The sequence below is a fragment of the Providencia sp. JGM181 genome, from assembly GCF_018257375.1.
GTDB lineage: Bacteria > Pseudomonadota > Gammaproteobacteria > Enterobacterales > Enterobacteriaceae > Providencia > Providencia lanzhouensis.
Genome location: NZ_JAERJY010000176.1, coordinates 1 through 6256, shown reverse-complemented (window position 1 = coordinate 6256; position 6256 = coordinate 1). Strand labels below are relative to the sequence as shown.

General features: G+C 41.3%; 7 protein-coding genes. All 7 read left to right on the top strand.

Annotation, left to right across the window (positions count from 1 at the left end; genetic code table 11):
- Window positions 1-154: 154 nt before the first annotated feature.
- Genes JK188_RS15880 through JK188_RS15850 form a run of 7 tightly spaced genes read left to right on the top strand, consistent with a single transcriptional unit; the run spans window position 155 to window position 6242 of the window.
- Window positions 155-685 (top strand): fimbrial protein, encoded by a 531-nt coding sequence (locus JK188_RS15880; RefSeq protein ID WP_108478714.1) that lies wholly within the window; start codon window positions 155-157, stop codon window positions 683-685.
- Window positions 686-744: 59 nt separating this feature from the next.
- Entirely contained in the window at window positions 745-1416 is a 672-nt protein-coding gene (locus JK188_RS15875; protein ID WP_211887152.1) for a fimbrial biogenesis chaperone, read from the top strand.
- A 24-nt stretch (window positions 1417-1440) separates the two neighbouring features.
- Window positions 1441-3933, top strand: coding sequence for a fimbria/pilus outer membrane usher protein (locus tag JK188_RS15870; RefSeq protein WP_211887150.1), 2493 nt, complete (start codon window positions 1441-1443; stop codon window positions 3931-3933).
- 13 nt (window positions 3934-3946) lie between these two features.
- The gene (locus JK188_RS15865) at window positions 3947-4921 is read left to right on the top strand and encodes a fimbrial protein (RefSeq protein ID WP_211887148.1); all 975 of its coding nucleotides are present in this window, start codon (window positions 3947-3949) and stop codon (window positions 4919-4921) included.
- A gap of 9 nt (window positions 4922-4930) precedes the next feature.
- Window positions 4931-5437 carry a fimbrial protein gene (locus JK188_RS15860; protein ID WP_211887146.1) on the top strand — a complete coding sequence of 169 codons (507 nt, stop codon included), beginning with the start codon at window positions 4931-4933 and terminating at the stop codon, window positions 5435-5437.
- Window positions 5438-5447: 10 nt separating this feature from the next.
- A complete protein-coding gene (locus JK188_RS15855) occupies window positions 5448-5942 on the top strand; it encodes a fimbrial protein (protein ID WP_211887144.1) in 495 nt (164 codons plus the stop codon).
- Window positions 5943-5981: 39 nt separating this feature from the next.
- Window positions 5982-6242, top strand: coding sequence for a helix-turn-helix domain-containing protein (locus JK188_RS15850; protein ID WP_211887142.1), 261 nt, complete (start codon window positions 5982-5984; stop codon window positions 6240-6242).
- Window positions 6243-6256 lie beyond the last annotated feature (14 nt).

Below are 6256 nucleotides of genomic sequence, written 5' to 3'. Positions count from 1 at the left end.
ACGACAAACCGGCTCGAAGAAAACCTCGAAGCCCCGTGATAACAGAGGTGAAGAAAGAAAATAGTTGAAAATACTCGTGCTTTGAGTAGATAAGCAAATTTATATATTCCCTCCAATTAAATTGAATATCGAATTAAGTTTCGGAGAGTAAAAAATGAAAAAACACGTCATTGCATCTTTAATTGCAACGAGCACCTTATTAATCTCTGCCAATGGTTTTGCCAAAGATGGTGATATTAATTTCACGGGTGAAATTACTGATAACGCATGCCAACTTGCAGCGGGTTCAGATGCTATCCAAGTAAATTTAGGGAAAGTTTCTAGAACGGCATTGCCAAGCACAGGTAGCACGGCCGCTGCCACTAAATTTACTATCCAATTGGAAAACTGCCCTGCGGCAGTGACCACCGCAACAGTAAAATTTGATGGTGTTTCCTATGAAGGCAACAACAGCGTACTTCAATTAACTAATCCAAATACCTCTGGTGTTGCAACAGGTGTTGGTATCCAAATTCAAGACGTTAAAGGCTTAACTGTCCCGCTGTATACCGCTTCTAGCCCATACACATTACAAGAAACCGTTGTGAACAACTTAGATTTTACAGCGCGTTATATTGCGATGTCTGACACAGTGACCGTCGGTTTAGCGAATTCAACAGCAACCTTCACAATTAACTATAACTAATGATTAATTAAGGTTTATACGGACATAAGCCTTAATTATTTCTACCCAGTGGTGGCAATATGAAAATAATTATCTCTGTCTGTATCATGTTATTTGCGCTCAGTCAGTCGGCCTATGCCGGTGTGATTATTGGGGGAACCCGCGTAATTTATCCAGAAGGGAATAAGGATGTCAGTATTAGCGTCGAAAATCCGGATAAAGTGCCCTATTTAATTCAATCATGGATTGAAAATGCCAATGAAGGCAAGCAAACGGACTTTACCATTACGCCACCACTTTTTCGTTTAAACCAAGAAAAAACCAACGCACTACGTATTTTCTTAACCCAAAATACACTACCCAATGATAGAGAATCATTATTTTGGCTAAATATTAAAACTATCCCTGCCACTGAAAAGAAAACCGAAAATTCATTAAAAATCGCCTTTAAAACGCAGATGAAATTAATTTATCGCCCGAGTGCTATCAGTAAAGTCGATTTTGTGGAAGAGCAGAAGAAATTAACTTGGTCGAAAGACGGCCAATCGATCACCGTGAAAAACCCAACGCCCTATTATATGAATTTCCAAAGTATCAGTTTTAATGGCAAAAAAGTGAATGATGTCTCTTACGTTGCACCATTCTCCAGTAAGTCTTTCTCACTAATTAGCCCTGAACTGCACGGCACCATTAAATGGGAAGTGATCAACGATTATGGCTCAGCCAATAATCCGGCGGAAATAAAAATATAGCCTTAATGGCAATTAGGTTTATCTATGAAAATAAATAAAATATGCCTTAGCCTATTTATCGCCTTAGGCTATATTGCGACGTCCTCAGCAGAGCCAGACACCTATTTTGATCCTGAATTTCTTGAGCTACCAAATAAAGAATCGGTGGACTTAGGGCAATTCGAACGTAATGAACAATTACCAGGTCAATATTATGTGGATATCTACATTAATAAGAGCCTGATAGGTTCAAGGAGTGTCAGTTTTTCCAATAATGCCAAGAAAGAGCTGGAGCCATGCCTGACGCTAAGCGATTTAAAAGATGTGGGCGTGAAAGTTGCAGATTATCCTAATCTACAAACTGCGGGGAATTCGTGCGTGAATCTATCCGCGATCCCCGATGCCAAAAGTGAGTTTGAATTTGGCTCACAACGCCTCTATTTAAGCATTCCTCAAATTGCGCTGAATATGAATCCGCGTGGCTATGTGGATCTGGCGGCAATTGATGATGGGATCAACGCCCTGTTACTCAATTACAGTTATAACGGTTCACGCAATACCGATCGCAAAAACGATAAAAATAGCAGCAATTCCAACTATGTGAACTTGCGTCCAGGGCTGAATATCGGCCCGTGGCGTCTGCGCAACTACACGACGTGGCAAAGTAGTGACGGGCAGCGTAATAAATGGGACACGGTATATACCTATTTAAGCCGGAATATCAATGCGATAAAAAGCCAGCTGATTCTCGGGGATAGCACATCACCATCGGATATTTTTGACAGCGTGCCGTTTCGTGGGGCGCAATTGGCAACCGATGATGATATGAACCCAGAGAGCTTACGCGGGTATGCGCCAGTAGTACGCGGTATTGCGCGCAGTAATGCGCAGATCACCATTCGCCAAAACGGTTACACCATTTACCAAACCGATGTGGCAGCAGGCCCGTTTGAAATTAACGATCTCTACCCTACAGGGGGGAGTGGTGATTTACACGTCACCATCAAAGAAGCCAATGGTAGCGAACAGTACCAAATTATTCCGTTCGCCTCATTACCCGTTTTACAACGTGAGGGTTATGTCTCTTACAGCGTAACGGGTGGGCAATATCGGAGTTATGACAGCAGCGTGGATAAAAAACCATTCGCGCAATTCACTCTGATCTACGGCTTACCGTGGGGGCTCACCGCCTTTGGGGGTAGCCAACTGAGTGATAAATACCAAGCCTATTCTGTGGGGGCGGGACAAAACTTAGGGCGCTTTGGGGCACTATCTGTGGATGTCACCCACGCCAACTCCACCTTAAATAATGGCACCACGGAAAGCGGGCAATCTTACCGTTTTCGCTATAACAAAAACCTGAATGATATTGGTACCAACATTGCCCTCGCAGGGTATCGCTACTCGACACAAGGCTTCTACAGCTTGGCGGAAGTGTTTGATGGTTATCGTAAAAGTGGATTTAGCCCGCTGTATGAACGCCGTCGTAACCGCGGGGAAATCACCCTTAGCCAAAGCTTGGGGGATAACTGGGGTTCACTGTCTGTCGGTTTTGTTAGCGAAGATTACTGGAACAGCGATCGTAAAACCCAATCCACCACGATTGGCTATAACAATAGCTGGAATAATATCAGTTACGGATTGAATTACAGCTATAACAAAAATACTAACCCGAACATGAATAGTGGTGGACGCACGAAAGATGATGATCACCAATTTGCTTTTACAGTGAGCGTGCCGTTTAGCGTGTTTGAAGACACCTTCTATTACAACTTTAACAGCACCAGCAGCAGCGCCAATGGTTCGTCGGGCAGTATGGGTATTTCGGCAACGCAGCTAAATAATCGCTTAAATTGGAGTGCTCAGCAAAACTTCCCAACCCGTGATTCTGGCGCTTCCGGTAACTTAAATGCCAGTTATCGTGGACAGTATGGGGAAGTGGCTGGGGGTACGGGTTACAGCACCAATAATTACAACCTGTATTACGGCGCCAGCGGCAGCGTGGTTGCGCATTCCGGGGGGGTAGTACTGGGTCAACAACTGGGTGAAACGGCAGCATTGGTAGAAATTCCCGATGCGCCGAATGTCCCGATTTTGAACCAAACGGGTATTCAAACGAATGGACAAGGCTATGCATTAATACCCTATGTCACCGCCTATCGCAGTAATGGGGTTCAAATTGATACCAGCAAATTGCCAAGTGATACCGAAATGGAGTTAACCACCCAAAACGTGGCGCCAAGCCGTGGAGCAATTGCCAAAGCCAGCTTTAATGCCAATGTGGGCTATCGCGCCATCATGATTTTGCATTTTAAAGATGGCAAACCGGTGCCATTCGGAGCGCAGGCGATTTTCCCAGATAATAATCAACTCAATGCAATGGTAGGGAATGACGGAGAAATTTATCTTTCGGGCATGCCAGAAAGCGGTTCATTTACCATTCAATATAACGATAAACAGCAGTGCCAAGTCTCTTATAACTTGGCAGGTTTGCCGAATTATATTGGCTTATATAAAACCACTGCGGTTTGCCAATAAGGGGGATGTAAACATGAAAAAATTACAGATTAATATCATATTATTCATATTCAGTGTAATTGGGTATTCTGAGATAGCTCGAAGTGCTTGTACACAGAATCCACAACTTCAAGGACTCAGAGTTAGTGTCCCTGCAAAATCAATTAATATTCAATATGATAATATGAGTAATAATGAAGTTTTATATACCTCTTACATCCCTTTTGGTATTAGTGGTACAGAAACTCATTTAGTTAATGCTAGAGATTGTGGCGATTCATATTTACAAGGAAGATACCTTTCAGGCTGGAATGTGAATGCAAATAAAATTGTTCCAACAAATATAGATGGAATTGGTATAAGAGTTTCTGCTGCCGCTATTGGCTATTTTAATACCTCTTTTGGCCCCTCCAAGACAGGTTGGCGTATAGACTACAACAAATGGGATTTTGAAGTTATAAAAACAAAGCAGGTTATAAATTCGGATTATATTAAATCTGGCGATGTTGCTAGCTTGATAATAACCAATTCATCTCCAGCTTCAACTTGGAATGTCTCATTGCTATCCATACCTGCTAGCGCAATAAAAATTAATGTTCTTAGCTGCTCGTTAAAAAATAACAAAAACACTTACGATATTAATATGGGTGACTGGTATGACACTCAATTTAAAAATATTAATGATACGCAAGGTACAGTTGCTATTCCAATTGCACTAAGTTGTCTTGCTGGCACCAATATTAAAGTCACGGTAACGTCAGATACAATTGATAATGCTGCAAATGGTCGGCTAGGTTTAACCGGTGCAGATAAAGCGACAGGTATTGCCGTTCAATTATTAAATAATGCCGGAACGCCTATTGTATTAAATCAAAAATTGACTCAACAAGATAACGTATCCCAAGGTGATTATATATTCGGCTGGAAAGCCCGCTATATTAAAACGGCTGCAACCATCACACCAGGTACAGCCAATGCCAATGCTACTGTTAATATTCGCTATGAATAGAGGCTTAAAATGAAAAAATTACTGCTCACCCTACTATTCTTAAATATTTCGATAACGGCTTATGCGGCGGATACTGTCTATTTGAAATTTACCGGAAATATAAAAGCTGCAACGTGCAATTTATCTACCGGTAATAATGTGGATGTGGATCTGACCACCATTCCTTTAGATACTTTTTATAGTGGAACGAAAGCCTCAGATTGGAAACCTTTTACTATTGAATTAAAAGATTGCTCCTCATTTATTAATAGCGTGAAATTAACGTTCACAGGAACCGCAGATAGTGCCGATATCGCCAGCCTGTATAAAAATAGCGGCACCGCTACCAATATTGCCATTCAATTGCAAAGTGGCGATGGAGCTACACCGCTAGGCAATACCAAGATATTAACGGTTCCCACCAACGGGCAGCCTTTGGTCAGTATTCCCCTACGCACACGGGCATTTTCCTCACTCGGCAATGGTACCGCAGGCAGTTTATCCGCCAATATTACCGCCACTATTACCTATTTATAAGAGGCTGATCATGAAAAGAATATTATTCAGTTTACTTGGATTGTATGCCCTGCCGGTGATGGCAGAAAACGTCAATATCTATGTGCATGGTAATGTCGTGGTTATGCCCTGCAAAGTTGAAAATACCAGTTATAACGTGGAATTAGGTAAGATAAACCGTTGGAATTATCGCAACCCTGCGCAAAGCCCGTGGGTGGATTTTTCTATCAAATTGGTTGATTGCCCTGTTTCAACAAAAAATGCCAAATTCAGTGTTAATGGCACTGCCGATGCCACTGATAATAACTATTTTGTGAATACAGGTAGCTCTACAAACAGCTTGCTGCATCTCGCGCAAAGGAGTAATAAAGCCACGATTAAAAATGGTAGCACGGTAGATATTACAATCAATAGCACCACCAAAAGTGCCGAAATCCCATTATCTGCAAGGATGGTTAGTTTTGAATCTATGTTTACTCCGGGGGATTTTAAAAGCCATTTAGAATTTTCATTAGCATACCCATAATACAAATGCCAATTTAGGTAATTTGAAAAGGAGTCAATGATGCCTGAATATTATCCTGTGTCCCGAATTATTGGCAAGAAAATTACCTATTATCGAAAAATGAATGGATTATCCCTTTACGATATTGCCAAAATGATTAATGTTAGCGAGCAGCAACAATCTCGTTATGAACGAGGAATTAATCGTATTAATTTGGATAGGCTTAGCCAGTATGCAGAAATATTCAATATTGATTTATTAGATTTTTTTAACCTGAGTGAACATGAAAATAAAAATATAAAAATACATTTTAATAGATAATCAAATATCGATAA